This is a genomic window from Vibrio sp. J383, assembly GCF_023503985.1.
Classification (GTDB): Bacteria; Pseudomonadota; Gammaproteobacteria; order Enterobacterales; family Vibrionaceae; genus Vibrio; species Vibrio splendidus.
The window spans coordinates 411,555-436,269 of the sequence record NZ_CP097294.1; the positions used below are offsets into that span (position 1 = coordinate 411,555).

A 24,715-nucleotide genomic window follows, 5' to 3' on the forward strand; every position below is an offset into this window, starting at 1 on the left:
ACGCTTCAATGACAATATAAATCCACCTGCATTGAGGTTTGATTTCCAATAGATTAACAATAATTAATCTCTGCCAGGTTTCTCGATCAAGCTACTAAACCTTTCGAACAGAAAGTCCAGTTCAGCAAACAAGCAAACAAGCAAACAAGCAAACAAGCAAACAAGGTTAGTTTACCTTCAGGGATAGCTATGAGTTTCCGCTTAGCAGCGGGATAGTTCAAATGCTTTAAACTATCCATATTACAAGAAAGGGACGCTTCCGAGCCTAATACCGTTTTGACCAAGTGCCCCAGTAGGCAACACCTATTACATCAATATCATCTTCGGTGATCGCTTGAATTGGATTTTTACTTGTATCGTCGCCGTACCAAACATTGATTGTATCCGCGACTTTCACTAGCGTGAAAAACTCAGGAATGGGATTAGTACCGATTCTTGCCAATACGATATCGTCATTCACCCACTGTCGATCTCGAGCAATCAGAGCAGCACAGTCCCATGACTTTCCAATATGACCTAAAACAGGGTAGATAACAGCAAAGCAGTTAGCATGTTCTTTTTTGACCGGCATAACATCAAAAACAGGGGCGCTTCCTGTCTCAAGAAACTCCGTCACATCACCTCTTCGATAAACATTAACCGTCGTCGCATCTGAATCACTCAAACTATTAATAGTTTCAATATCGGTATGCTTTTCCCCAATACCAAAACACAACCAATGAGCTTCAACCTCTAAATACTTAGCAATATCCTCTAGCTCTTCCAAGCTAGGATAAGTTCTATTTTCCGCTCTAGAAAGATAACGTCCAATGGTTGCTTTACCTTTGCCAATACCTTTTGCAAGAGTCGCATTGTTTTCGCCACGTTCTTTCATCAATGACGCGATTCGATCTTGGTAGTTTTCTTGCATTTATGATGTACCTTTCGAGAGTGATATTTAAAAATGAATCAAAAATGAAACCAAATGAACGATAGTCTCTTTTGTGCCTACGTTCAAGCCATATATACAAGCTAAAGAAGCTATGCTGACTGCATCAATTTTTTCCTTTAAAGTCCTGCTTTTTACCGCCAAAAATATAGCCCTACAGACCTCGACTAGGTCGAAATACTCAGATTCAAGTTTGATCCACGGGCTCAACAATTGATAATGTGAATAATCAATTTTGATTTCAGGGTAAATGAATGACAAAACACATTGCTCACATTGAAAAACGAGCACTAATCATAGGTGTAATAGCTAACTTAGTTATGGCAATTTCAGGGTGGACGGCCTTTAACCTTTCCGGTTCCGAGGCATTACTTCTAGACGGGAACATGTCTTTCATTTTGTTCATCACTACCCTCGTTGCTTTAAAAATCACAGAAATAAAATCAAACAAATCCGATATCTTCCCTTTTGGTCTATACGTCGCAGAAGCTCTGTATTCTCTAATGAAAGGGTTACTGCTCCTTGGAGTCGTGATATCAGCAATTAGCAGCAACAGCTCGAAAGTCTTAAGTTATTGGCAAGGCGCAGAAATAGAACCGATCAAAACTGGGGTTATTGTTTACTACGCTATCGCCATGGTCGTGATCTGTTGGGGGTTGTCATTCTTTTATCATCGTCAGAACAAAAGAATAAACCACAACAGCTCAATGCTTAAAGTCGACCAAAAATCATCCTTCATTGATGGCATTCTATCCGCGTCAACAGGTGTAATCTTGGTAGTTATAGGATTCATAGAACCGACAAGTACATTTTCACCTCTTCTATATATAGGTGACTCTATACTTGTGATTACTTTAGCGCTCATGATGATTACCCAACCAATCAATATTATTAAAGAAGCTTTCGTTGAATTGGCTGGTGGTAAACTTCAGGACACTGAAAGCTACGAAGACATAAAGTCTAAAGTTGAATCCAAATTTGATGCCCAAACACACCACATAACGTCACTACATATCTCAAAAACAGGTTCAAGTTACCTTGTAGTCATAGGTCTAGACTTAACTAAACTCAACCCAAATAACCAAAGCACTCTTATCAATAAAAAGACTCAGCTACATCAAGAACTCGTGAGCTCTTACCCCTTTATTGATATTGAAATGATCCTTACATAACCTTTTGCTTTTCCTCCGTGACTTAAAATGTAACAGGCCAACTTATTGTTGGCCTTTTTTTTGCTCATTAGAAACCAAAAATGAAACTAAAACACATCAAAACAACCACAAATGACACACAAATAGAAATAAAATCAAAAATAACTCAAAAATACATTCACAAAGGTTCACAAATGATTTTTATCGTGTATATTACCAACCATAGAGAGCAAACATGAACATAACAACCATGAGAGGTTTCATTTATGAGAAAAACAATCTTGGCAGTTGCATTATCAGCACTTACTTTTGGAATTAATGCAAAAGAAGTCCACAAACCTGACGTTGAATTCATTCAGAAAGTAGCACAAGTAGGCATCACACAAGCAAACTGGGATAGTGGAAAAGCAGCAAAACTAACAATCAAAAACGCGTACCGCTTTACACACCATGTGGAATTGTCCAAGGGGGAATACACCCACGACATCGGTCAAGCTTCTGGTTTTGATTTAAATAGTATGACGGCGCAAGACTTCGACGGCGAACAACCAATGTCTGTCATTTTACGAGACCGTCTAAATCAAGAATCTTTAGTCATCCTTAAAAATGGCCAATTAGTCGATGAGTATTACTGGTCTGGTATGCACAAAGATCACTCACACTTAATGATGAGTGTCACTAAGTCATTTACCTCTATGACATTGGCAACACTGGCAAACGATGGGCTAGTCGATATGAATGCACTCATCACTGAATACGTTCCTGAGCTTAAAGCTTCACCTGCTTACGCTAAAGCTACAGTACAAGAAGTCGCCGATATGCGCTCTGGTGTTCTTGTTAAAGGCATTAATGGTAAATCATGGGATGAACGCATGACTAATGTTCAAGAATGGAACGGAGCAAATGCTTACCCAGAAATCACCACTGTCGCTGAATTCGGCGCTCTACTTGGCGCACGAGATGACGTTAATTCAGGTGAAGCATACGACTATCAATGCGTTAACACCGAGATGCTTGGAATGGTAATCACATCGGTAACAGATAAAACCACATCAGAAGTTATGGAAGAAAAACTTTGGAAAAAAGTCGGCTTTGAAAGCAATGCTTACATGCAAACAAACTCTGTTGGTGAGGCAGTTGCCTCTGGTGGTTTAAACGCAACAACCCGAGACGTTGCCCGCATGATGGACGTGTTAGTCAATGACGGTAAGAACCGCCGTGGTGAACAAATAGTCCCTAAAGCATTCGTCGACAACCTAATCACAGGCAATGCCGATGTGAAGAGTGCTTGGTCAAAAGGCAAAGAGAGCAAGATGGTTGCTGACGCATGGTACAAAGACCAAATCCGCACGTTTAACGTTGATGGACACAAATTTCTAGCATTCGTTGGTATTCACGGCCAAGTGGTTATCGGTGAACCTTCTACAGGTATCGTTCTTGCGATGACTGGAGCTCAAGACGAGCGTGAATCACATCGCACTGTATCAATGACCTTCCTCGATGTCGTACCAACTCTGCTTACAGCACTAAAGTAACGCTTAACCAATCAACTTAGAGGCCGCTTAGGCGGCTTTGTCAATGTGGAAACAGATTTATGAAAACTCAAAGCGCTAAATTTTACGCTGCTATCTCATTCTCGGCTTTCGCTATCGCCTTAGGTCATTCAGCCAATACCGAGGCGGCATATCTAGATGAAGAAAGCGGGGAAGTCGTCATTGTCGCGGAACACACTATAGACGATGAAAGCAGTCGGAATTCGCAAGACGTGCTTGGTGGCTCAATGGACAGCTATGACGGAGCAAACAGCGCCACTCAGCAGGTTAACTATGGCGACCCTACTGCGTCTTATAAAGGTGTAGGTTTTAGCCGCGATAAAGAGTCTTACAAATTATCCGGCGTATACGGTGATGATGACGGCAATATCGGTTCTGCCGAAATAGGTAAAAACACCAAAAAGAATATCATGGATTATCGCATACGCTACTTCAAAGTGTCTGATGCGGGAGATGGGGTATCACTAGATGTTATCGGCAGCAATGGTAAAAGCACGAAATCATTAGGATTACTGGCTGGTTATCTTCACAAATTCAACGTGACCCCTAACATCATTGTCGCTCCTATGCTTTCGGTTGGTAAAGTGTTTGCAACAAACTCCAGCGCTAATGAAAAAGTCAAAATGAACTCTATTGTTGCACAGCCCGGAATCTACGCAATGTACGGTTTTGACGCTGGTCATTGGTTGTATGCGAACCCTAAAAGTACTTATGTACAGCACCTTAAAGAATGGAATAGTGAAATTGAAGTCGGTGCTGGCTATATGCTAACCGACAGATCGAGCTTAGGAGTTAAGTATGAATACAGTTCTTTCTTAAATAAAAAAGAAGACAATACATCGTTCAATTTCAGCTATTACTTCTAATCAATGAATCAAATATGAAACCGAAAAGCCCTAACATTCTCTGTTAGGGCTTTTTTTATCAAAAAAAATGAACTTTTTTGAATTATTAAGAAAATAACACTTCACAAATGATCCTGCCGTAAGTATAGTTCGCACCAAGAGATCACAAATGAAACAAAAAGGGCAAGGTGCCGATGTTTGTGATACTACCCAAGGATGGTTTTTTCAAATTTGAATCAATTAGGAACATCCAATGAAAAAACTAGCAATAACAACAGCTGTTCTAGCATCACTGGCAGCATCATCAGCATTCGCAGAAGTTACCGTCGATATTTATGGGGACCGTACAACTAACAAAGATTTCGCAAACGCAGACAAAGCAACACAAGGCGTGGTGATTGGTTACTCTCCAATTGAAAATCTAGATTTTGATGCGGAAGTAACTACTGACAAAGACTTAGATTTAGGTGTGGCATACAAGTTTGAATTGGGTTCTAACTTCTATCTAAAACCACAAATGGGGTACGTAATTGAGTCTGAGGATGGCTATAAAGCATCTACAGGTAAATTCGCTAACCTTGACCCAATCCAAAATCGTTATGACCAACTGCACTTAAACATTCCAAACTCAAACGTTATGAAAGCAGGTCTGGAAACTGGCGCTAACTTCGGCGAGTTCTTCACTTCTGTTCGCTACCGCATAGAGATGGATACTTCAAAAAACAAACTCACCGCGACTGGACCTAAGTCTGCTGGAAAAGTGGTTTCAGATGACCTAGTAAGCGAAACAAGCCGCATTGGTCGTACCGACCTTCTTATTGGTTACCACTTTGATGCTGTAACTCTTACTGCTAAAGCCATTCATAAGACTCAACTCAACAAAGATATTCGCAAGATTAACGATGCTCTGAATGACTTCGATAAGTTTGCTGACACGACACCATTAGACGTAGACAAGTTGGGTACATCTAACTCTTCTTGGACCAGTGAAGTGAAAGCAACGCTTACTTCTTACAGCGGTGTTGCTCCTTACGTTCAGTACGCACACAACCACGATAGTAAAGACAACCAAATCAAGCTAGGCGCTAAATTCAGCTTCTAAAAAAATTCAACGGAATGCTCATGGGAAACGGACTTCCACCTTTTAAACGAAACCAAACAAATTAAATTAGGTGTAAAACCCATGAAAAAGACAATTATCGCTCTAGCAGTAACTTCTATCTTCTCAACTAGCGCAATGGCCGCTCAAGAAATCAACGCCTCTGACATGATTAAAGCTTCTCGCAATTACTCAGTAATGGTTGACGCAAGTGGTCAAAGCCATTTAGTTGACAATAAAACTCAAGAAATAGTTGCTGAGATCGATTACCAAGATGATAACGTGTTTATCCGCAACGATAGAAATCCAGAAGACACTGAATATCTTCACTATGATAGCGAAGATGGTTCGATCACTGTCTCTGGCCAGAATAAAAAAGATGGCGAATGGTCTGAAACACGAACAATTAAAGACGACCTTTCTGGTGACGATGCTAAGAAACCAGTAGATAACAGCACCATTACTATTGCAAAAATCGCTAAAGAAAATGGCGCTGTGATTGTTGACGGTGGAAATACTGTTAATTTCACCAAAGGTGATCTTAAAGGTCTTAACTACAATGTAGAAAATGGCACTATTAAAGACGCTGACGGCGTTGCTATCGGTGGTGTAGAGAAAGATGGGTACATCACTGACACCAAAGGAAACCGCATTGCCCGAGTAAATGATAACGGCACTATTTCTATGGCTGACAACAAAACTCCAAACGATGACGATTCTAAACTTGATCCAGCTAACGGTGAGATTAAACCTATTGTCGAACCTACTGGTGATGTTGAGAAAGCAGTAGACGATATTTCAAATGAAGTAGACAAGCGCATTGACGCTGCAGGTGCCGCTGCTTACAACGAAGCTTCTGCTTACGCTACGGCGACTGATGCAAAACTAGCTAACCATGAATCTCGTATCGGCTCTCTTGAAAAAGACATGCAAGCTATGGGTAACAAGATGCTAGTTCTTGAAGACCGCATGGATGGTGTTGTTGCTTCTTCTCACGCAATCACAAACGCACGCCCTGTTCTTAATTCTGCTGGCCAATTCGGTATGGGTGTAGGTATGGGTGCTGCGGGTTCAAAACAAGCTATCGCTATCGGTGGCGCTTACCAAATCTCAGACAACTGGTCAGGCACGATGAGTGTCAACTACGAAACAAAAGGTAAGGTTTCTAACGACCAACTATCTGCTGGCGTTGGCGCACAGTACATCTTCTAACCACTCGATACCTAAAGCGCCATGGATGGTGTTTGTTGTCCTAATCAAAGGCCATTAGTGGCCTTCTTATAACAATGAGATCATCCATGATATTTACTAAACAAGTGCATCTATCTGCACTCGGCTTTTTCTCTCTTATTGCCGTTCTTACCGTCGTTAGCATTAAACACATGCCAAAAGCTTTTGCTGGTACAGAGTTCATTAATGGTAATCACTACATCACTCTTGATCACCCAAAAAGCAGCGAACCCGAGGTTAAAATCTTCTATACGACTTTTTGCCGCCCTTGCGCCCTTGTTCACTCGCCAATTCAAATGATGACTAAGCGCGCCAACGCCAAATTTATTGACGTTCCCATGAACATAGGGAGCTTTGGTCGAGATATTCAAGAGTGTGTAATCGCCGCTAAAAATCAGGGATTAGAGGAAAAATTCACGATTGCTCTTCTGGCAAAGATACATATGCAACAAACAAAGAACCCACGAACTCGTGAAGATTTAGCCCTACTTCTTGAACAGACGGGCGGCAATGCTAGCGACTACCGTAAGCGCTGCTCTCAATTAACTGAGCAAGCCGAACAACTCGATCAAATAGCCCTTGAATACGACGTCAAACATACGCCAACTATTGTCGTAAACGGAAACAAGCAAGTTAACCTTCAAGCCCTTAATAGCTTTCCTGAACTTGAGTCGCTACTTAACTACCTGTTGGAGGTATAAGTCATGTTTATTGAACAAAAGTTGGCTCAATCAGCATTATTTGGGACGACAGGAGTCACTCGTACTTTAGAGTTTGATTTAGCGAAACTTGTGGAGGAAGTTGGCGAGTTGGCAATAGAAATACAGGTCACTAAAGGTCACTTGCCAAAAGCAAAAGGCGGTGTCGACGGGGTGGTTGGAGAAGCGATTGACGTAATCAACGTCGCACTCGATATCATTTTTCTGCAGATGGCAGCCAATGGCATAACGAACTCGCACCAGATAGAAGAAATGATCCAAGCTATTTCGAATAAAAAGCTATCTCGATGGGCTAAGAAAAGCAAAGAAATAGAGGCGATGCAAAATGTTTAAAAGAGCCATACTCACTGCCGCAATTCTAATGCCTAGCTTATCTCATGCTAATTCATTGAACAGCGAAGATTGGGGGGACATAGGACAAATAGCAATTCCGTTAGTGGCTATTGGCGCCACCATTGGCCATGACGACAAAGAAGGGTTTTGGCAGGCAACTAAAGGCATCGCGATTACTGCGGGAGTCACTCATTTGCTAAAGAACACAACCGGAGTTCTCAGACCTAATGGCTCTAATTATCAATCGTTTCCATCAGGCCACACATCCGCAGCTTTCAGTGGAGCAGCCTTCTTGCATCATCGTTATGGCCTTAAATATGGCATACCAGCTTACCTAGCGGCTTCATACGTTGGTTACTCAAGAGTAAAAAACACGAAGCACTGGGAAACTGACGTTATAGCGGGTGCAGCTCTGGCCATTACCGTGAGTTATTTAGTTACGTCTGAATATAAAGATCCAAATTTATCCATCGAACCCGCTCGATTCGGTAACACAGATGCTCAAGGTATCAACTTTTCATATTCACTTTAAAGGTGGCCAATACGACTTAGGAATCAAACGAAATACAGGTTCTGATCTGTCTAAGTTTCACCACATTTTATCAAGACTATTAATTAGGAAAGCGCTATGTTTAAACAAGTTATAACTATCGTAGCACTATCTATTTCACTTCCAACTCTAGCAGATTGGGTAACCATCACTTCAGTTCAACAGGTAGAGCTAGGTTATAATAGTGCAGGGGATGCAGCGGTCATAGGGGGTGTTGGAACGGCTATATCTGGCGGCGATGCTTGGGAAGTTCTTGGCGGAGTTGTCGGAGGTGCAATCATTGGTGATGTTGTATCAGATTATCGCGATGGTGTAGAAATCCGTATTCGTAACGCCAAAGGACGTTCCTCAACAATTGTTCAAGATGGTCAAATTCGCCAGTTCAAGTTAGGTGATGCAGAGCTGCAAGAAGTTCACCACAACGGCGAAAAGAAACTCAGAGTGGTACCAAACGCCTAGGTATATATTAAACCAGTTGTCGAGTTGATCTTTTCAGTGGTAGCTAGAGATGATGATTCAACGTTTTCTTTCCTAAACACCGATGGCATAGCATTCATTCCCTAGTTTGAATGGACTTTTTATACCATCGGTATTTTAGAATATCTCAATAGAAACTACTCTGACTTCTCGATCAAGCCACTAAACCTTTCGAACAGAAAGTCCAGAAACAACCGGATACGTTTTGGCTGATACTTCTTGCTGATGTACACCACATTCAAATCGGCACTGGACACCGACATCGCGGTATTGAAGTTCTTCATGTAGCCGTTAAGTAACGTCACAAGGCGCTGGTTATTGATATCGTCTTGCACATCCAACACCGATTTAAGCGCAATACCCTCGCCTTTTAATGCCCAGTATCGAATCACTTCGCCATCATCCGAGAACCGCTTAGGTACGACCGTGACAGCTTTCTTCATATCATGATCTTGGAAGTGCCAAGTTTTGAGTTCTTCATTGCTGCGGAGCATGGCCAAGCAGTCATGTTCTGCTAAGTCTTGTGGCTTCAAAGGCGTTCCATGCTTGGCAAGATATTCCGGTGAGGCACACAACACTCGTCGGCTTGGCGATAAGCGTCTGGAGATAAGGCTGCTGTCCACTAAGTCTCCATAGCGGATCACAATATCCAAACCCGATTCGGCAATATTCGATAAGTGATCGTCCAAATATAAGTAAGGGATAACATCAGGGTATTGCTGACAGAATTCAGACAGGATCGGAAGAATGTACTGCTTACCGATATCCTTCGGCGCCGCTATTTTTAGGGGGCCTTTAACCTCTTTGACACCGTTTTGAATCAGGTTTTCAGCTTCACTGACGTTATCTAATATCTCCAGACACGCCTTGTGGTACAGCTCCCCCGAATCGGTCAAGGACACGTGCCTTGTACTTCTGTTCAGTAGCTTCACGCCATATCGCTCTTCAAGCGCCTGAAGCCTTGCTGTCATGGTTGCAGGGGAGAGACCCAGTTCGCGCCCTGCAGCGGCTAAACCTTGATGCTTCACGATGCTTACGAACATCGCCATGTCTGAAAACTTATCCATACTCTTCGCGCTTCCGCCCCTTCGTCTTAGTGCTCGATCTTAATGCCTAGCCACATTATTCATATTAACCGAATAATGAATTCGTATTTTAGTCAATTATCAAATTTAGTCGAATAAATATAATAACAACCATCAGCAGAACAATGCAGGAATTCGGAATATGCAAATTGAGCATTCAAAACAAGAGAAACGTACATTCGTCATCATCGGTGGAACATCTGGCATCGGAAAAGCATTAGCAATGCAATTGAGAAACGAAGACAACACGGTACACATCGCTAGCCGACACACAGGCGTAGATATCAATAATGAAAAGTCGATTTGTGAATACTTTGAATCCATCGGTGTGTTTGATCACCTAGTGGTAACTGCAGGCTCTTTCGCTCCAGCAGGCAAAGTCACAGATGTTGCCGTTGAAGATGCAAAAGCAGCCTTTGACACCAAGTTTTGGGGAAGCCTAAACGTTGCGAAACATGCTGCGCGCTACATGACATCAAATGGCTCAATCACTTTCACCACTGGCATGCTGTCACGCAAAGTCGTTGCAGGCACTTACGTTAAAACCGCGATTAACGCCGCGCTAGAAAGCGTCACAAAAGTGTTAGCAAAAGAACTGTCACCGATTCGAGTCAACGCAGTGAGCCCCGGCTTAACCATGACAGAAGCGTATAAGAACATGGACGATTCCGCTCGTACAAACATGTACGACAACGCCAAAAACAACCTACCCGCAGGCAAGGTTGGCGAACCTTCAGAGATAGCCATGGGTTACCTGTTCGCGATTAATAACCCGTACGTAACTGGGTCAATCATCGACATCGACGGCGGCGCTCTACTCGGCTAACACTCCGCAAAGAAGCAAAGACATAAAGAACAATCGTTAGGGCGTGTATCTCACGTCCTGACAAACAAGAATTTACATAGGTAGATCATCATGAAACAAAAAACCATCCACCAAGAAACTATCCATAAAGAAAAGATTCCATTCCAAGTTTGGATACTGACACTCGCTGCATTTGCAATCGGCACGGCTGAGTTTGTTATCGCAGGCATTCTTCCACAAATCGCCACATCACTTTCAATCACAGAAGGCCAAGCTGGCTACCTTATCAGTGCTTACGCGTTGGCTATCGTTATCGGTGGACCGATCTTAACCATCTACCTTGCTCGCTTTAACAAGAAGATGGTGCTGATTGGCTTAATGGCACTGTTCATCATCGGTAACGTGTTGTCGGCCTTAGCGCCAAGCTACCCATTACTACTGGCAAGTCGTGTTATCGCAGGCTTAGTTCAAGGTCCTTTTTATGGCATAGGTGCAGTTGTTGCAACCAACTTAGTGTCTGAAAAAATGGCAGGTCGTGCCGTTGGCCAAATGTTCGCAGGCTTAACACTCGCTAACGTTCTTGGGGTTCCCGCGGGTACGTGGGTCAGCTTGCAATTCGGCTGGCACACTACTTTCTTTACCGTGGCAGCACTTGGCACCATCGCGATGCTTGCCATTCTGACTTCGATTAAATCGACTGGTCACAGTGAAGCGAAAGACATCAAAACTCAGCTTCTAGCGTTCAAGAATCCAATGTTACTGATCAGCTTAGCAATCACCGCTTTTGCTTGGTCTGGCTTCATGACGCTTTACGGCTACCTTGCGCCAATCGCCATGCACATCACAGGTTACAGTCAAGAATCCGTAACTTGGATCTTAGTGATTGTGGGTGTTGGCTTGATCATCGGTAACACCTTGGGCGGGCGCTCTTCAGATAAAAACCTAGGCAAAGCTTCAATGTTTTGGGCTGTCGCAATGATCGTTTCATTAGTTGTGGTTGGCTTGGTGGTAGACAACAAAATCCTCTTCGTTGCCGCTGCATTTGTCTTTGGTATTGCATCATTTGCGAACGTTCCTGCCATGCAGCTTCGAGTAATGAACCACGGTGGCGAAGGGCAAGAGCTAGCAGCAACCGCGAATATCTCAGCGTTTAACTTAGCCAATGCCTTTGGTGGATTCCTTGGCGGCATGGTACTCGACAGCCAGCTAGGTGCAGGAATGATTCCATTCGCAGCCGTTGTTGTCCCTGTTATTGGTTTACTGCTTATCGCGAAAGCCAACAAAGCTGAAAAACCACAAAGCAACTCAATATTTGCACCAACAGAAGCTAAATAATTTAAGAACTCCGTAACTTCAAAGTGCCAATTCATTATCAAACTGGAATTGGCACTGCACTAAAAATTCATAAAGGTAGAGACCATGAACAAATTATTCGAAACATCAGAACTGAAAGGCCTAGAGCTGCAAAACCGCGTGGTTATGGCACCCATGACACGCGCTCGCACTAGCCAACCTGGAAACGTGCCAAACGACATGATGGCGACTTATTACCAACAACGAGCAAGTGCAGGGCTTATCATCACTGAAGCCACACAAATTTCAGATGACTCTCAAGGTTACTCATTCACACCCGGCGTCTATACCGATGCGCAAATCGAAGGTTGGAAATCAGTAACAACAGCAGCAAAAGAGCAAGGTGCCGCGATATTCTGCCAACTATGGCACGTAGGCCGAGTATCACACCCTACCTTTCAAAAAGGCGAGTTGCCGATTGCACCTTCTGCTCTGGCACCCATAGAAACGCAGGTTTGGATCTCTGATGAAAATGGTAACGGCAACATGGTGGATTGCATCCAACCAAGAGAGATGACCCAAGCAGACATCGATCGTGTTGTTCAAGATTTTGCTAACTCAGCGAAAAAAGCAGTCGAGGCAGGGTTCAACGGAGTGGAAATCCACGGTGGTAATGGCTACCTGATCGATCAATTCTTAAGAACAAATTCAAACAAGCGCACCGACAACTATGGCGGCAGCCGCGAGAACCGACTTCGTTTTCTAATCGAAGTCGTGGATGCGGTAATTGAAGCGATTGGTGCTGACAAAGTGGGCGTACGTTTAGCTCCCTTCATCACCTTCAAAGACATGAACTGCCCAGACATCGTGCCAACGATTTTAGAAGCGTCAAAGGAACTGCAAGCTCGTAATATCGCTTATCTACACCTATCAGAAGCCGATTGGGATGACGCGCCGGTGATACCTGAAAGCTTCCGTGTAGAGCTAAGAGAGTTGTTCTCTAACACCATCATCGTTGCTGGCAGCTACACACCAGAACGCGCCGAAGAAGTGTTAAGCAAAGGCTACGCCGACCTGGTCGCATTTGGTCGCCCATTCGTTGCGAATCCAGATCTCGTTTCACGCCTACAAAACGGCCGTGAACTATCCAATCTCGACGGCGCCACTCTGTTCGGCGGCAACGAAAAAGGCTACATCGATTACCCAGCGTTGTAGTGAATTTGGAGGAGATAATGGTTTCTAACCACTAGAAACATTTCCGACAGGCAAAAGAAAGGCTCGCATGACTAGTGCGAGCCTTATGCAGTTTAGGGGGTAAACCACAATCTAGTTTAATCTTAAGATTAATTATTTAACTTATGAGCCATTATGCACTTGTGCGCATTGATATTCTATTTTTAAATGATTCACTGCAATTAATCAATCGATAAAAGTTAGAGTTTGGTCAATTTAAACCATACAGATTGAAATGATTTAGCGATCTACATCTCGAAAATTATCACAAATCCCATAAAAATCAGATCTATAGGCTTCTCATTTGCCAGTAACCTTCGCCATTGGTCGCGAGTTGGCTGTGTAAATAATCAAGCGTATCTGCGACCGTTCCTGCAATCCCTTGAGGTGGATTAAATAACAACAAACCACTACCGATTAGGCGATCATCTCCTTTCGGGTCTCGAAGGCGAAGCTCCGACTTAATTGGGCTTGGCAGCAAACCATCTTTCACTGCGGTCACACAGTGGTTCAGAATCAGTGAGCTCTTGTCGTCCGTGTAAAGCGGATACCAAATAAGGGCTGACACCTTCTCAGATTGCTGATACGCCTTAACCAAGGCGTCAATCACCGCGAGATATTCAGAATCGGTTTCATAAGGCGGGTCAATAACAATCAGATGGTGGTTGTCATGTTTAGCTACGTCATCAGGTAACGCTTTAAGCCCATCACCTGCGCTAATCGTAAGCTTGCTCGATATATTTAGGTTACATTGTAACTTCTCAATATTAGTTTGCAGTAAATCAGCTTCATCTTGCTGAATGTCTGAAAAATAGAAGCTATCTTGGCTGCGACCTTGCTGGTAAGTGATGGCGGCAGAACCCGGATACAAAGAGATAAGTTGATTCGGATTGTAGTATTCAAGAACCGACATAAAAGAAGCGAACGCCGGAGGAAGATAAGCCTTATTTCGCCACAAGTACCCGACCCCTTCTGCAAACTCACCTGCGTGATTACTTGGTGCGGTGGTGAGGTCATAACACCCTGTACCTGAGTGCGTGTCGATAACGTTGAGGCGTGAATGCTGCTGCATTAATGACTGAACCAGTGCACTCAATACTGGATGCTTCAGTGCATCACCATGGTCGCCTACATGACATTGATGTCGATATTCCATTCCCTTGCCTCATTTCTACGAACGTCATATAAACATACTTCATATCATGTGTGCTTGCCTGTTCAATCTATCGTTTTTTGAAATAGCCTCTCTTTTCACTAACTGTTTGACTCTTATAAAAATAAAGCCCTTCGTTCTGTTAAAAACGAAGGGCTTGGTAAGCTCGCTCACTGGTTACTAATCACTAGCCTGAGCACTATTTAATTCGTAACCTCAAGGGGTAAGATAACCTAAGGGTACTCACCCTCAACTTCTACTGGCGCTTTCACTTGGTAGTGACAAGGCTGTAGGCCAAGTAGCTTAGGCAGTGTTATGCCGACAGACACTGAAGACCACGTACCGCTGACAATGCCGACAACGAGTGCAATAGCGAAACCTTGCAGCGCAGCGCCACCCAGTAGCCAAAGCGCTGATACGGTGATTAGCGTTGTTCCTGAAGTCACCATGGTGCGTGAGAAGGTCGCTTTAACCGATTCGTTAAGCAGGTTATCAGTATCACCGTTTGGATTGCCGCGCAGCATTTCGCGCACACGGTCGGCGATGATGATCGAGTCATTCAATGAATAACCGAGAATCGCTAGCACGGCCGCCAATACGGTCAGGTTGAACTCAAACTGAGTAAAAGCGAACAGACCCAAGATAAGCGTCACGTCATAAATGATCGCGGCAAGCGCACCGAGTGCCAAACGCCATTCAAACCGTACACTCAGGTACAGCATGATCATTAGGAAACACACCAATACCGCCAAGCCACCTTGGTCAACCATGTCTTGACCCACTTGAGGCCCAACCACGCTGCTGTTAAGCACTTTTACTTGGTCACTTACCGATGACAAAGCATCCACTAAGTTTGGCTGTGGAGCGTCTGTCAGTTGGCTGTAACGAATAGTCCAGCGATCCTGTTCTGCCATACCAACCACTTGCACGTCTTGTTGGAAAGCTGTATCGAGTTTTGTTTTTAACGCGTCTTTAGTCACTTGATCAGAGAGCTGAACTTCGGCAACCACACCGCCTGTAAAGTCCAAACCCCAGTTAAAACCTTTCACTGCCACCAGCATCACAGAGCTCATGAACAGCACAATAGAGATCATAGACATCACCTTACGAAGGCGAGTCATATTACTGTTTGAAAAATAGCGGTCTGAAATAGTCATTTTTGAAATACTCATGCTTAAATCCTTACATCGTGGCGTTGGTCACGCCCCCAAACCAAATTGATGATTGCTCGTGAAGCAAAAATACCCGTAAACATACTGGTTAGAAGACCTAAGCCCAGTGTCAGAGCGAAGCCCTGAATCGGTCCATTACCAATGGTATATAGAGCCACAGCAACGATCATGGTGGTGACGTTAGCATCAAAAATAGACGAGAATGCGCTATCGAAACCACGATCGATAGAGCTAGCAAAGCTGCGCCCTTCTTTCATCTTGTCTCGAATACGCTCGAAGATAAGCACATTGGTGTCCACCGCCATACCGACGGTCAGTACTAAACCCGCAATACCCGGCAGAGTTAATACCGCACCCGGTAGCAGCGCAATCAAACCAAACAATGTGGTCATGTTAACCACCAATGCACAGTTCGCGACCCAACCTAAGCGGCGGTACCATAGCGCCATAAACGTCAGTGTAAGGCCAAGACCAAGTGCCAAAGCAGCAAAGCCGTTAGTTACATTTTCAGCCCCCAAAGATGGGCCAATGGTACGTTCTTCAATGATGGTCACAGGCGCAGTCAATGACCCCGCACGCAGCAGTAACGCAAGCTCTTGCGCATCAGCTAAGCTGCCAGCGCCTGTGATTCTGAAGCGGCTACCCAGTTGAGATTGGATGTTTGCCACACTAATCACTTCACTGTCTTGCTTGCTGTTGCCCGCTCTATCGCGGCTATATTCACTGTACACCGTTGCCATTGGCTTACCGATGTTATGACGTGAGAACTCAGACATTTTCTTACCACCAGAAGAATCCAGCGTAATGTTGACTTCTGCACTGCCCATCTCACCAATGCCACTGCGAGCATCAATAATGTGTTCGCCACTCAACACAGCCTTGCGGTCGACGACCACACGGTTACCGTCTGAATCTTTCAGGGTTTGAGTACTGCGAGTGGCATTGTCGTACACCGAATAGAACGCCAAAGATGCGGTTGCACCAATCACGTCTTTCGCAGCTGCAGGGTCTTGTACACCCGGCAACTCGATACGGATACGGCTTTCACCTTGACGTTGAATCGATGCCTCAGTGATGCCTAGCTCTTCAATACGGCTGCGCATGATTTGCAGGTTTTGTTGAACCGTAAGGTTGCGTAGCGTTCTTTGTTCTTCTTCAGACTGAGTTAACGTTAGCGACTTGTCTGAGCGGTTACGTAGCCATTGTGGGAACTCTTGACGAATCAGCTTCTGGGCTTTTTCGAAATCGGCGTCGGTACGGAAATCAAACTGAACTTGATTGTTCACCACTTTACCGCGGGCATAACGCACTTCGTTGGTGATCTCGTCGACCATCGCTTGAGCTTGCGCGTGATAAACTGGCTCCATATCCACTTCTAATAGGAACTGCACACCACCACGTAAATCAAGGCCTAACTGAATCGGCGCAAAACCCATGTCAGTCAACCATTTTGGTGCTGCTGGCTCCATCGCTAACGCAACGGTCGCGTTATCCAATAGGCGCTCATTCAGCACCTCTTTGGCTTTCGCTTGTTGTTCAGCATCTTCTAAGATCACGACTAAACGTTGGTCTTTTTGAAATGCAGATTTGGCTTGGATGCCTTCGCTCGCAAGGTATTGAGTAATTTGAGTCGCATCGATTGTCTGCTCAGAGCGATTGCTGATTTGAACCGATGCATTCTCGCCATACCAAGAAGGTAAAGCACTCAGAACCATGATGATAATGGTGGCGATAAGCACCGCGTATTTCCACTTTGAATAGTGGTTGATTTGTTTTCTTTGAATGCGTTTTTTCACAGTCAAGATCTCTTCTTTTTACCAATCACCGTAAATACGAGCTCAAAAATAGCACCGGAAAAAAGCAGTGAACGAGCGTTTTAACCAGCTAGGATGACCAGTTATTTACTACGATTGGTATAACTAATGTTTTGCGAACACGATCGATAGCTGAAACCAGAACAAGCTGATTGAATGGTAGTGATGCTAAAGCTGATGTCGCTATGTTTGTCTTGGTTAACTGGCGAGTTCAATGGGCACTAGGCGACCATCGATACGACCAATTTAGGGTCAAACGATTAGCTAAGAAGTTCTCGGAAATGCGAGTATTGGATGTTGCCCTCTTTCCACCCCGAAAGCCGGGAAGACGGAGAACTCACAATACTGGTCCAGTGCAGCTTGGAATCCAACAACGGCGTGTTGAAGAGCAGGGAAGCCAGTATTGAGGGGGGAGAGAAGTCAATCAGTAAATGATAAGCTGGCTCAAGATCGGCCACGCTTTCTTGCTCGTTACTGAGCATACGTCTGAAGTTTGCAGCTTGGAGGCTCGACTCTGTGTCGTGATAGTTGGAACTGTCACCAGAAGGATCGGTGCCAAACTGAGCTTTGTTGCACTCGAAGTAGCTCGACGGGTTATCCGTAGCGGCTTGTTTACACTGTTTTATCGAGGAAGATTGTTCATTCTGCGAAGATTGCTCTTGAGCCGAGTATATTTGAAATGGCTTAGAAGGGAACGAATAGCCGTTAGAGTTCACTAAGCCAAAGCTCAGTAAAAACAACATTAAGACTAATCGGGTACCTAATTTAAGCAATCTAATATCCAAACAACATTCTCGTAGATCGTCAATCTACAATACAAATGAAACGCTGTCTTGATTTAAAACATTTTTTTAGAAAATGATACGATGCAACCGATTAGGCACTCACGGCATTTAGATTTATATACCTCAAAAAGAGCTCAACAAAGCTTGGTGCATAGATATTATGAATGGTGTAAAAACAAGAAAGCCAAGCGGTGTGCGCTTGGCTTTGGGTTAAGTGTTTCTGTCTGCTTCAAGCTTTAGGCTTTAGGCTTTAGGACGCATGATGTTCTTAACCTTACGGCTATTTTCACCAAAGATGCGTTGGACAAGTTGATTCATGTCTTCACGAGAAATCGAGTTAACCGTCGCTTTCACGTTAAACAAGGCTTCTACACCATAGTCGTGCAAAAGATAACGAGACACGAACCATGCTTGGTCAACAACGATAGTATCTAAAGGCGTAAAGTCCGCTTCTAATTGCTTGCCTGCCACTCTAACTTCGTCTTGTGAGACACCCTTCAAAAGATCTGCAACCACTTTATCAATCGCTACTTCTATCTGATCAGCATTTTTAGGGTCGATCATCGCACCAATAAACCAGTCATGACTTGTTTCACCATCTTGGGATGCATAGTAAGCATAAGGTGAGTAATCTAGGCTTAAATCTTCACGTATGTACGCGTCTAAACGAGTAACAAGCAGGCGTTGCAGCATGTCTTCCATAAAGATATCTTTCGCCGTTTGCCCTCTTACTATTCCAGTTTGCTCGGAAGGCTCCGCAATGACTCTTAGCATGTACTCAGTGCTATTAGCCGTGTTGACCGACAAATCAATACGCGCTTTAGATGGGTGCTTGTACGCGACGTTAAAGTCCGGCACAACGGCTTTTTCCAATGGAATAGAAGCCAAGTACTGGCGAACCAGAGGTTTCAGTTCACTTGGATCAATGTCGCCCACAATAACCAGCTGATTATTTCGGAATTGACCAAACAACTGCTGATGGACGCTCTTTATCTCTTCAACAGAAACCGTTTCCACACTTTCACTATCGAGCAACACATGATCACTGTCCGCTTGATAGGTATTTTGGTTCATTGCATATGCGAACTGACCAGTCGGGCTTGCTAAGTAAGAATCTCGATTTTGAATGAACTCTTGTTTAACCGCCTCAAGTTGCTCTGGCGACACTTTAACTGATGTAACGATCGCGTTGAGTGCAGCAAAAGTTTCCGCTAAGCCACCACTGTTGAGCTTAAATTCGACGCCATGGCGGGTAAAATCGATAAACGGATAAACCTGGATATCTTCACGATCCAAATGCGCATCAAGCTCCGTTCCTGAAAAACTGCCAACACCACTTCTACCAATAGCAGGAAGGACTAACTCTGTCGCTGGGTATAAGCTAGGATCAATTGCTGCCTTGCCGCCTAAGCTTGTGTAGTAAATACCTATGTCATCACCTGCATGATAGTCACGCAGATACCACATATCGATACCATTGCTAAGCGTCCACTTTTGAACATATGGGTCTACATACATCTGTTCAACTAACTCAATGTCGCCTTGCGAACTCGGTACAGCAAAAGCACTCCTGGTCACCGAAAACAACGGTTTGGCACCCTTTTCGCTATAAGTTGCTTTTAAGCTCTCGATGGCTTGGGTAATCGCAACTTTATCTTCACTTTCATTCATACCAACCACTACGAAATAGTCGCTAGAAAGCAAAGCCTTAATATTGGCATTAATCACATCAAGGTCGAGGTTTGCGACAAACTCTTCAAGGCTCGCTTCATAGTCTCGTTGTGATTGCACGACCTGTTCGTTCACTAAAGCCATCGCTTTCTGGTTAGCGTGCTGTACGCTGTCCATGTTGTCCCAATCGATCTCAACATTATCGAGCAAATCTTGGTAATAGTGCTGTTCGCTGATGATCTCATTTTCAGACACACCATAATCACGCAGAGATGCCAATGTCGCGATAAGCTCTTGTTGAGTCACATCACGCGCGCCCACAGGGTAACCAACGCTGATCGATGAATAACGCTGATATTCCATAGAGTAATGTTCAGCCACCACCCATTGAGTCGCTAAGGCCGCATCATTGAACTTGGTATTGAGTCGTTGTCGAATCAGTTGCTGCGCGGTCTCATCTAGCCAAAGCTGATGTTGTTGTTCGCGAGTCTCTATCTCGCTTGAACCTCGGTTTATCATCAAAGAAATACTTGGGGTTTCCCCTTCTGCATACTCGATATAATCACCGTCATTGAAGTTTGTGATTCTTTGTTTTTCTGGCTTTGGAGTTTTACCACGCTGCCAATCTGAAAACTTCTCTTCAATGAGTGGGATAGCGATTTTTGTGTCGATATCACCCGAGACAATCACTTCAACGATTTGAGGTTGATACCACGTCTGATAAAAGCTATTTAGCCCTTGAGAAGTCACGTTGAGCACAGATTCTTTAGTACCAAGGGCATCTTGACCTTCATACTGACCACCCTCAATGAAGTGGTCAAAGAATTGTTCTGCAAATGGTTTGTCGTCTAAGCGTGCATAACGAAACTCACCAAGAATCACGCCTTTTTCTTTTTCAACTTCTGAACTTGATAGGTCCAGACCATCACCAATATCTCGCATCCACGTCAGGGCAGACTGTAATTGGACATTATCAGGTAAATCTAATTGGTACACAGTTTCTTGGTAAGAGGTATAGGCGTTGATATCAGCACCAAAGCTAGCGCCTGCATCTTCGAATAGACGTATCACATCATTTTGAGAGAAATTCTTACTGCCATTGAATGCCATGTGCTCCAAAAAGTGCGCATAACCTTCTTGTTGGTCAGTTTCTTGGAACGAACCCGCGTGCACGACTAAACGTACAGAGACAGACTCTTCATGATCTGGATAAACATGATAGGTAAGGCCATTTTCTAGCTGACCCGAAGTCCATGCCGGATCCGGTTGGATTAAGGTTTCGGTGATATTTGATGTTGAACTACAGCCAACTAAGGTAAGGCATACTGCCGCCGCTAAATAATATGTTTTCATAACAACCTCTTAATGTCATTCATCGACAATATACAGATTGAGCTAACGATTATTATTTTATATTTAACCCGATGAATATCTTTGTGATCTAGATCTTCATTTTATAAATCACCGTGCGTTATGTAAGATTGACTATGCTCGTTTAAAGCAGCGTTTTGATAGAGCCTAATACATCCTTTTAAGCTTGTTCGCTACATACCTTTAAACAGGGCTTGCGAAGCGCGGCTGATCGGTAACTTCTCTCCAGAAACATACGCCGACATCTGGCCTGAGAGCCCTTTCTTCACCTTATCAATAGCGGAGACTTTCACCACCACGGAGCGGTGGATCTGCCAAAACTCATCAGGATTGAGCTGAGCGATCAGTTCTTTTAGCGACACGCGAAGAATAAACTCTTCTAACGAACCGCCTTGACCCTTTTTAAATATAGACACGTACTTATCTTCAGCTTTGAAGAAAGCCACATCATCGACGGCGATTAGGTGAATGTCTTCCCCAACACTGGCTTTAAGCCACGTTAGATGTTTCTTCTGCTGTTGATAAAGGGGCTGCGATAGATAAGGAGGCTGCGTTTGCTGGGAAGTCGATTGTGATAGCTGTTGAAGCTGAGCCATTAACGCTGTGATATCGGGCTGTACTGAGATGTCATCAGGCTGTTTTTGACGGCTTAACAAACGCGCTTGAACCTTCTGACAGGTAGCGAGTAAGCGCTCTTCGTTGATGGGTTTCAGCAGGTAATCCATCGCATTGTGCTCAAAGGCTTTGACCGCGTATTCGTCATAAGCGGTGATGAACACAATCAATGGCGGCGAATCTAGCTTGTTGAGTTGTTTCGCGAGCGAGATACCATCCAGCTCAGGCATACGAATATCGAGAAAAGCCACGTCGGGCTTAAGCTGCTGAATACTCTGCATCGCCTCCAAACCATTTTGTGCCTTGCTAACGATCTCTAGCTCCGGCCAAACCTCAGCAAGGCTCTTGTCTAGGTGGTGCCTTAACAGTGCTTCATCGTCTGCGATAATCGCCGTTACGCTCGGCTGTACTGCTGGGTTGTTCATGGTTAGTCCTTTAAATTCACACTGTAAATCGTCTATTTTGCGTCACTGCTCGGTGTTTTCTGATCTGTAATTCTAGGTGGCTGCATCAGTCAACGGTAACAAGATCGTCGAGACTACCCCGCCTTCAGCGTGTTCAGTAATCGTTAGGCTCGCCTTATCACCATACAGGGTTTCGATTCTTTGACGAATATTGCTTAACCCAACACCGTGACCCGTATTCGCAGAAGGCGTTTTCAACCCCGCACCATTATCGGACACTTCAATTTCTAGCTGCTGTGCTTGTTGAACTATGCGGATATTCACTTGGCCACCAGCGGCTTTGGGTTCAATACCGTGTGTGAGTGCATTCTCGACCAAGGGTTGAATCAAGAACGGGGGAATCACCTGCAAATCGCTAATCTCGTGTGTTTCAATCGAGAACGTTAAGCGCTCACCCAAGCGTATCTTTTGGATATTCAGATAAGCGTCTAGCAAATCGACCTCTTGTGCGATGGTCGATTGCTCAGTGCGGCTGTTTTTCAAAGTCACACGCAATAAGTCAGTGAGTTTTTCGAGCATCAACTTGGCTTTCGCGCTGTCACTCTCAATCAACACATTGATGGTCGCAAGTGTGTTGAACAAGAAGTGCGGTTCAATTTGGCTTTGCAGTTGCTTAAGCTGACTCAGCACCACAACCTTTTCTTGGTCTGCCTGACGACGCTTGGCCACTTCCAATTCGTTATCGGCACGTAACTGCTGCTCTCGGGTGTAGAAATAGTAATAGCAAACCGAACAGAAAATCACACCGAGCAACACCACGGATTTAAGGTCCGAGATATTGGCTCCAAAATATCCGTTCAACCAATAGTGCGCATTCAAGGTACCAAAGGTCATCGCGAACACCATTGAGATGCCCACTTCAAGCGTTCTGGATGTTCTCTTGAACAACTTAACTAAGATGAAAGAAGAACCCACGGCGCTGTAGCCAAAGCCAAAACTGATCGCGAGGTTAACCACAAGGTCTCCGCCCCAAATCGTTTGAGTGGTGACGGCAATGATAAAACAAAACAAGGTCGTCAGCGTGAAGCTCTTAATCCATGAAAGCTGACTGTTTGAAGAAGTGTTCATTAAAATCGCCCTTTGATGTTTAATAGAATCATATGACTATCGGGTAGGTTGGCGTAAGCAGAATCACTTTTACCGCCTAGAAAGCGTGCAGCAAGTTCCAAATCCAACGATGAATCGCCATTGTCTAAAGCCTGATAATTAAGCCACTGCGTTGCAATGAAACCACCGTCTTGAGGAGACAGCATAACATCGAATGTCGGCGTGATATTTTCAAGCCAACCATTTGTTGAATCCAAAGACCAGTGAAACATGATGTTATGTTGGACCAAATTGGCATGTTGAAAACCTTGAGCGTAAGAACCTGCTAGTGATGCTGTCATCGGATTTACTGACAAAGACTCAGCACTCGCTATCGCGCTTTGCCACTCAGAATGACTCCAAGCTCGGCTATCAAACCAGTATTCCAGAACCACATTATGGCCTGTGTCATTGGCCCATGTTAGTCCGGCTAGCGCTTGATAAGCCTCTCCCTGCTCTTCTAGATAAACCGGTTTAAGCATTGAGTGAGGCTGACTGTAGCCAAGACTTTGGCGTTGATAGACTGCCGAGCCATGAAATTCCCACGCGAGATTCAATACCGAGATCACACTCATCCCAAGCAAGCCATGGCGCACATCGTCATAATAAGCGACCCATTGATACTCATGATCGCCCACTAAGTTGTAACGACGCACCCCAAACCCTTGTTGCTGGTTCTGCTTTTCGAATTCATTTACGTCTTGAGAAGTCCACGAAGAATCACTGTAAAGCAGTGTCCATTCTCCTGTCATATCGAACAGTGACGCCGAAGCCACACCCGCGCCCTCTTCTGCGACAATGCCCACCGGGTTTTGTCGATAAGGCTTGATGATGTCTAAAGGTCGGTAGCCATAACCCACGCCCCAATCAAGGCGAACCTTACCGAGCGTGACATCTAGGTAATGGTCACCGAACGCCGAATTCGACAGCTCAACACCCCCTTGCCAAAACAACTCACGCACAATGAATTCCGATTCAAAGCTCGCGTCATGTTGTTGAGGGTTATTGCTTAGAATATCGTTGGCTTTCACTGCGAACAGACCAAGCCAATTGCCATATCCAACCTCAAGATCCAGCAAGCCATTGAATGACTGACGATTATCAGATGGTAAGGGGCTGAATGGCGACTCTCTCGATTCAACAGCTTCTGCACTGAGTTGCCAGTCCCAGACCAAGCTCAACTCATCCGCCTGAGTTGCGTCGTTCATAAAGCACAAAGCAAGCAAGGCTGTGACTGAAGAGCTTAGGTGGTGTTTGCAATGAGAGGCTTTCATAACGCTCAC

22 protein-coding genes are annotated in these 24,715 nt (G+C 44.4%); 12 read left to right on the plus strand and 10 right to left on the minus strand.

Annotated features, from left to right (window positions below; translation table 11 throughout):
- Positions 1-265: 265 nt before the first annotated feature.
- Positions 266-910: a helix-turn-helix domain-containing protein gene (locus tag M4S28_RS18450; RefSeq protein ID WP_102465419.1), complete on the minus strand. Its 645-nt coding sequence runs from the start codon at positions 908-910 to the stop codon at positions 266-268.
- Between the two features lie 272 nt (positions 911-1,182).
- Between M4S28_RS18450 and M4S28_RS18455 the strand changes: the two genes are divergently transcribed.
- The 9 genes from M4S28_RS18455 (at position 1,183) to M4S28_RS18495 (ending at position 8,867) form a co-directional block, all read left to right on the plus strand.
- Positions 1,183-2,100: a cation transporter gene (locus tag M4S28_RS18455; protein WP_102544888.1), complete on the plus strand. Its 918-nt coding sequence runs from the start codon at positions 1,183-1,185 to the stop codon at positions 2,098-2,100.
- A 245-nt stretch (positions 2,101-2,345) separates the two neighbouring features.
- Positions 2,346-3,614, plus strand: a complete 1,269-nt coding sequence (locus tag M4S28_RS18460) for a serine hydrolase domain-containing protein (protein ID WP_249633453.1) — start codon at positions 2,346-2,348, stop codon at positions 3,612-3,614.
- 59 nt (positions 3,615-3,673) lie between these two features.
- A complete protein-coding gene (locus tag M4S28_RS18465) occupies positions 3,674-4,498 on the plus strand; it encodes a hypothetical protein (protein WP_249633454.1) in 825 nt (274 codons plus the stop codon).
- A gap of 232 nt (positions 4,499-4,730) precedes the next feature.
- Positions 4,731-5,579: a hypothetical protein gene (locus M4S28_RS18470; protein ID WP_249633455.1), complete on the plus strand. Its 849-nt coding sequence runs from the start codon at positions 4,731-4,733 to the stop codon at positions 5,577-5,579.
- Positions 5,580-5,660: 81 nt separating this feature from the next.
- On the plus strand, positions 5,661-6,788 hold the full coding sequence (locus M4S28_RS18475) for a YadA C-terminal domain-containing protein (protein ID WP_249633456.1): 1,128 nt from the start codon (positions 5,661-5,663) through the stop codon (positions 6,786-6,788).
- A gap of 86 nt (positions 6,789-6,874) precedes the next feature.
- Positions 6,875-7,507, plus strand: a complete 633-nt coding sequence (locus M4S28_RS18480) for a thioredoxin domain-containing protein (RefSeq protein WP_249633457.1) — start codon at positions 6,875-6,877, stop codon at positions 7,505-7,507.
- Positions 7,508-7,510: 3 nt separating this feature from the next.
- Positions 7,511-7,858, plus strand: a complete 348-nt coding sequence (locus M4S28_RS18485) for a nucleoside triphosphate pyrophosphohydrolase family protein (RefSeq protein ID WP_076674650.1) — start codon at positions 7,511-7,513, stop codon at positions 7,856-7,858.
- Positions 7,851-8,390 (plus strand): phosphatase PAP2 family protein, encoded by a 540-nt coding sequence (locus tag M4S28_RS18490; RefSeq protein WP_249633458.1) that lies wholly within the window; start codon positions 7,851-7,853, stop codon positions 8,388-8,390. Before M4S28_RS18485 ends, M4S28_RS18490 begins: the two co-directional genes overlap by 8 nt.
- A 96-nt stretch (positions 8,391-8,486) precedes the next feature.
- A complete protein-coding gene (locus M4S28_RS18495; RefSeq protein WP_076674644.1) occupies positions 8,487-8,867 on the plus strand; it encodes a hypothetical protein in 381 nt (126 codons plus the stop codon).
- A gap of 155 nt (positions 8,868-9,022) precedes the next feature.
- Here the strand turns inward: M4S28_RS18495 and M4S28_RS18500 are convergent, their stop codons facing one another.
- Positions 9,023-9,952 (minus strand): LysR family transcriptional regulator, encoded by a 930-nt coding sequence (locus M4S28_RS18500; RefSeq protein WP_076674641.1) that lies wholly within the window; start codon positions 9,950-9,952, stop codon positions 9,023-9,025.
- 160 nt (positions 9,953-10,112) lie between these two features.
- On the opposite strand from M4S28_RS18500, the gene M4S28_RS18505 reads away from it, so the two are divergent.
- The 3 genes from M4S28_RS18505 (at position 10,113) to M4S28_RS18515 (ending at position 13,283) form a co-directional block, all read left to right on the plus strand.
- A complete protein-coding gene (locus M4S28_RS18505; protein WP_249633459.1) occupies positions 10,113-10,796 on the plus strand; it encodes an SDR family oxidoreductase in 684 nt (227 codons plus the stop codon).
- 105 nt (positions 10,797-10,901) lie between these two features.
- Entirely contained in the window at positions 10,902-12,110 is a 1,209-nt protein-coding gene (locus tag M4S28_RS18510) for an MFS transporter (protein ID WP_249633741.1), read from the plus strand.
- A gap of 84 nt (positions 12,111-12,194) precedes the next feature.
- On the plus strand, positions 12,195-13,283 hold the full coding sequence (locus M4S28_RS18515) for an alkene reductase (RefSeq protein WP_249633460.1): 1,089 nt from the start codon (positions 12,195-12,197) through the stop codon (positions 13,281-13,283).
- A gap of 307 nt (positions 13,284-13,590) precedes the next feature.
- On the opposite strand, the gene rlmJ is transcribed toward M4S28_RS18515, so the two are convergent.
- From rlmJ to M4S28_RS18555, 8 genes are all read right to left on the minus strand, one after another.
- The gene (rlmJ, locus tag M4S28_RS18520; protein WP_249633461.1) at positions 13,591-14,457 is read right to left on the minus strand and encodes a 23S rRNA (adenine(2030)-N(6))-methyltransferase RlmJ; all 867 of its coding nucleotides are present in this window, start codon (positions 14,455-14,457) and stop codon (positions 13,591-13,593) included.
- Positions 14,458-14,687: 230 nt separating this feature from the next.
- Positions 14,688-15,626 (minus strand): protein translocase subunit SecF, encoded by a 939-nt coding sequence (secF, locus tag M4S28_RS18525; RefSeq protein ID WP_249633462.1) that lies wholly within the window; start codon positions 15,624-15,626, stop codon positions 14,688-14,690.
- A 2-nt stretch (positions 15,627-15,628) separates the two neighbouring features.
- On the minus strand, positions 15,629-17,428 hold the full coding sequence (gene secD / locus M4S28_RS18530) for a protein translocase subunit SecD (protein WP_249633463.1): 1,800 nt from the start codon (positions 17,426-17,428) through the stop codon (positions 15,629-15,631).
- Positions 17,429-17,700: 272 nt separating this feature from the next.
- Entirely contained in the window at positions 17,701-18,183 is a 483-nt protein-coding gene (locus M4S28_RS18535; protein WP_029221919.1) for a hypothetical protein, read from the minus strand.
- 285 nt (positions 18,184-18,468) lie between these two features.
- The gene (locus M4S28_RS18540; protein WP_249633464.1) at positions 18,469-21,249 is read right to left on the minus strand and encodes a M16 family metallopeptidase; all 2,781 of its coding nucleotides are present in this window, start codon (positions 21,247-21,249) and stop codon (positions 18,469-18,471) included.
- A gap of 191 nt (positions 21,250-21,440) precedes the next feature.
- Entirely contained in the window at positions 21,441-22,307 is an 867-nt protein-coding gene (locus M4S28_RS18545; RefSeq protein WP_249633465.1) for a LytR/AlgR family response regulator transcription factor, read from the minus strand.
- Between the two features lie 72 nt (positions 22,308-22,379).
- Positions 22,380-23,414, minus strand: a complete 1,035-nt coding sequence (locus tag M4S28_RS18550; protein WP_249633466.1) for a sensor histidine kinase — start codon at positions 23,412-23,414, stop codon at positions 22,380-22,382.
- The gene (locus tag M4S28_RS18555) at positions 23,414-24,706 is read right to left on the minus strand and encodes a hypothetical protein (RefSeq protein WP_249633467.1); all 1,293 of its coding nucleotides are present in this window, start codon (positions 24,704-24,706) and stop codon (positions 23,414-23,416) included. The genes M4S28_RS18550 and M4S28_RS18555 overlap by 1 nt, the downstream gene beginning before the upstream one ends.
- Positions 24,707-24,715: the final 9 nt, after the last annotated feature.